The sequence below is a fragment of the Nostoc cf. edaphicum LEGE 07299 genome (assembly GCF_015207245.1).
Lineage (GTDB): Bacteria > Cyanobacteriota > Cyanobacteriia > Cyanobacteriales > Nostocaceae > Nostoc > Nostoc edaphicum_B.
On sequence record NZ_JADEXF010000513.1, the window covers coordinates 1 to 4,153 of the forward strand.

4 protein-coding genes are annotated in these 4,153 nt (G+C 46.4%); 2 read left to right on the forward strand and 2 right to left on the reverse strand.

Translation table 11 applies throughout. The annotated features are described in order from the left end of the window. The first annotated feature begins 555 nt into the window (after positions 1-555). Positions 556-1,170 (forward strand): PadR family transcriptional regulator, encoded by a 615-nt coding sequence (locus IQ229_RS15855; protein ID WP_194045235.1) that lies wholly within the window; start codon positions 556-558, stop codon positions 1,168-1,170. 95 nt (positions 1,171-1,265) lie between these two features. Here IQ229_RS15855 and IQ229_RS15860 read toward each other — a convergent pair whose 3' ends face one another. Together IQ229_RS15860 and IQ229_RS15865 are read right to left on the reverse strand one after the other, a co-directional pair. Then, entirely contained in the window at positions 1,266-2,264 is a 999-nt protein-coding gene (locus IQ229_RS15860; RefSeq protein ID WP_194045237.1) for an aldo/keto reductase, read from the reverse strand. A gap of 62 nt (positions 2,265-2,326) precedes the next feature. Next, a complete protein-coding gene (locus IQ229_RS15865) occupies positions 2,327-3,058 on the reverse strand; it encodes an SDR family oxidoreductase (RefSeq protein ID WP_194045239.1) in 732 nt (243 codons plus the stop codon). Positions 3,059-3,265: 207 nt separating this feature from the next. Between IQ229_RS15865 and IQ229_RS15870 the strand changes: the two genes are divergently transcribed. Then, a partial coding sequence (locus tag IQ229_RS15870; protein ID WP_194045241.1) for an AraC family transcriptional regulator occupies positions 3,266-4,153 on the forward strand: 888 nt, incomplete at its 3' end.

The following is a 4,153-nucleotide window of genomic DNA, read 5'->3' on the forward strand; positions in this document are numbered from 1 at the left end:
ATTTACAAAATTAGTTTTAATAATTTTAACTAGCAATAAATTCTTATATTCACATCTGTAATTAGCACCGATCTCAAGAAGATATTAACTAAAAAATCTCGTATTTCTACATATTTTATCTAGAAATACAAGATGTAAGCTGTTACGCAAATAAGATTGCACATCAACTGGTGAGGTTGTCCTTTGTCATTTGTCCTTGGTAAACAAAAATGACTAATGACGGTCTACACGGAAAATAGTGCAATATGTAGGCGCGTTAGCTTATTAAGTAACTTGGCACGAAAAAATCAAACTATGTAAAGATACAGGGTTTTATCTGTGGGGTGAACTCTTTGTTACACCTATCACTTCAAAATCAAGTAAAAATGCTTAACCTACGATTAAACGCCGTAGATTAAGCATTTTTGCAACGGTAGAGTCTTTTTTCGAATAAGTGCAGACTCTTGGCTAGTCAAAGTTGCTTTCGTTACAAATCTTCATCAAAATTCTATTCCGATATATCGGAATATATCGCGATATATCGTATAGTAGAGAAAGTTGATTTGAAATTTACTTATGTTTAGACATTTTCGGTCACGTTTTGGCGCACCTGCATGGGCGGGAGTTAGCGAAGAGGATTCATTGCTTGTCAGGTCTTGGTTTGGACATGGCAACCATCATGACAAACGCTTTGATAATGAAATGTTTGGTCGTGGTTGGGGAGATGAATACCGGACTCGTCGGGGTGACATCAAGTTCATTCTGCTGGAATTGTTATCTGAGCATCCTAGTCATGGTTACGACCTGATTAAAGAGATGGAAACTCGCTATGGTGGTTTCCGTCGCCTCAGTCCTGGCTCAGTGTATCCAACACTCCAATTGCTGGAAGAAGGTGGTTATCTCAAGAGCGCACAGGAAGGAGGCAAGCGGATTTATACGATTACGGATGAGGGTAAACAATTATTGGCAGAACGTGCCCAACAAGAACCTTCAGACACTCCTTGGGATACCTTCAAAAGTTTTGTTACAGGTAAGCCCCAAGAGTTTATTGAGTTGCGAAATGCCGCCACAGAGTTAGCTGCTGCGGTGGTGCAGGTTGCTCGTAGTGGCAATATGGAGCGGATAAATCGGGTGCGCGAGCTTTTAGAGCAAGTTAAACGGGAAGTTTACGCAATTCTAGCTGAAAAATAAGTACAAGCTCGTAGTAAGGGCTTTAGTCCTTATTTTCTAAACACTAAACTGCTTACTACAAACCCTCTAGTAGTTTGCTTACGCTGTTAATTGCATTAGCGTTCGCTGTCCAACATTTGCATTTGATGTTCATCATAACGAGTGCCTGCGATCGCAGATGCGGGAATTGCTGCTTCAATGCGGGTTAAGTCTTCCGGGGATAGGTTCACATCCAGAGCCGCCAAGGATTCGGAAAGTTGGGTGCGCTTGCGTGCGCCGATGACTGGCACAATGTTTCTGCCTTTTGCAAGTACCCAAGCAATAGCCAACTGCGAAGGAAGAACTCCTTTTTCGGCAGCAATTTGCTTTAGTTCTTCGATCGGGCGTTGATTCTGAGCAAGGTTTTCTTTACTGAAGCGTGGTAAGTAGGCACGGAAGTCTCCCTGTGTGGCTGGAGTGGAGCCACTTAAGAGTCCTCGTGATAGCACACCATAGGCAGTCACGCCAATACCAAGTTCTTCCAGTACAGGAAAAATCTCGCTCTCAGGACTACGGCTAATCAGGGAGTACTCGATTTGTAGGTCACTGATGGGGTGAATGGCGTGGGCGCGGCGGATAGTGCCCGCTCCCATTTCCGATAGCCCGATATGTCGGACGTAGCCAGCCGTGACAAGCTCGGCGATCGCGCCGATAGTGTCTTCAATGGGAACTTGCGGGTCTAATCGAGCCGGGCGGTAGATGTCAATGTGGTCTACTCCCAATCGCGTCAGACTATAAGCGACAAAGTTTTTCACCGAAGCGGGACGCGAATCTATACCAATCCATCCGCCATCGGGAGTACGTAAAGCGCCGAATTTCACCGAAACCAGTGCTTTGTCTCGACGATCCTTGATTGCTCGACCAATTAGTATCTCATTGTGTCCGCTGCCATAGAAATCGCCAGTATCCAGTAATGTAATCCCGCCATCGAGAGCTGCTTGGATAGTTGCAATGCTTTCGTTTTCGTCTGCTGCGCCGTACATACCGGACATACCCATACATCCGAGAGCCAAGGGGAAAATATTTAGACCATTAGAACCAAGTTGGCGAGGTTGAATTTTATTTTGGGTAGTCATATAGCGGTTCTCAGTTATTTTACTGCTAGCTTAGGTTGAAAATTCTCCGCATCTTTGCGTAACTATACGCTGGCTGTAGGACGCACGATCATCTCATTCACATCAACGTCATCCGGTTGCTCGATTGCAAAGGCGATCGCTCTGGCGATCGCTTCAGCCGGAAGCGCAATCTTACGTAATTCCTGTATAAATTTGCCAGCTTCGGGGTCAGTAATGCTATCGGCCAGTTCTGACTCCGTTACGCCTGGCGAAATAACTGTAACGCGAATGTCAGTATTTTCCTGACGCAGCCCCTCCGAAATTGCCAATACCGCAAACTTAGTGGCTGAGTAAACGGCGCAGGTTGGCCAGACAGCGTGTCCGCCGATGGAGGACAGGTTGACGAACTGGCCAAATCCCTGGCCTTTCATCAGTGGTAGCCCAGCAGCGATGCCATTGAGTACGCCACGGATGTTCACGTCAATCATCCAGTCCCATTCATCAACCTTCAGCACTTCTAGTTTCGAGAGCGGCATAACGCCTGCATTGTTGACGATGACATCAATGCGGCCAAATTTGCTCAAAGCAAATTCTACAAAGGCTTGGAAGTCGGCGCGATGAGTAACATCAAGGGTCTGATACTCCGCCGAGCCTCCCTCAGAGCGGATTGTAGCCACGAGGGTTTCTAGGCGCTCCGTGCGTCGTGCGCCCAAGATGACGTGGATGCCCTTACGAGCAAGTAGACGTGCTGTCGCCTCACCGATACCGCTACTTGCGCCTGTAATTAGTACTACTTTCTGTTGGTTGGTAGTCATAAAATCGTATCTCCAAGTTGTTGTATTCTCTAGCACACTCTTAATCTAAGAGAATCAAAGCTTGATGCGGTAATCTGAACCTGCGAAATTCTTGCCTAATCCTGCATTTTCTTTTATTGTTTATCATAAAAAGATAAGCTGACCTAAGCGGCTGAAGAGATTGCGGCTGCCCTGAATGTTAGTTTCATAAGGATTTCAAACGACATTATGGAACAGACTGTTAGAAAGCAGCAGTCCGAGCTAGCCGCTCTGATTGCACAGAACAGTAATGGAGATGGTATGCATCCCACAGCGATCGAGCGGTTATTCCTGATCCGTTCTTTACAACCTACTGCGCCTCTCCATGCCCTGCATGAGCCTGCCCTATGCATCGTCGCTCAGGGCAAGAAACAGGTAATGTTGGCAGACAATCTGTATGTTTATGGTCAAGACCAATATTTGGTGGTATCCATCGATCTGCCCGTTGTTGGTCAAGTGATTGAAGCAACGCCAAGCGTTCCGTATCTGTGTCTTCGGCTCGATTTAGATATGGGAGAACTCAGCACACTGATGATGGAGGCAAAACTAAACGCTCCAGCGAACGAACCAGCGGAACCGGGCTTGTCTATTAATCCTGTTAGCCCGCAACTGCTTGATGCCGCAATCCGACTTGTACGATTGTTGGAAACGCCTCAAGATATTGCCATCCTTGCACCTTTGATTGTCCGAGAAATTCTCTACCGTTTGTTATCTGGCGAACACAGTGCTAGATTGCGACAGATTGCTTTAGTCGATAAACAACTCCAAGCAATTAGCAGAGCGATCAACTGGCTGAAATGGAACTACGAAAAACCATTTCGGATTGATACGATCGCTCGTGAAGCGCACATGAGTCCCTCGTCTCTTCATCATCACTTCAAGTCAGTCACCACCATGAGTCCTTTGCAATATCAAAAACAACTTAGGCTTCAACAAGCCCGTCGTCTGATGCTGGGGCAAGGTATGGATGCGGCGACAGCTAGTCATTATGTGGGTTATGAAAGCCCCTCACAGTTCAGCCGTGAATACAGTCGCTTGTTCGGCGCACCACCGTTGCGTGATATGGCTCGGTTAAAA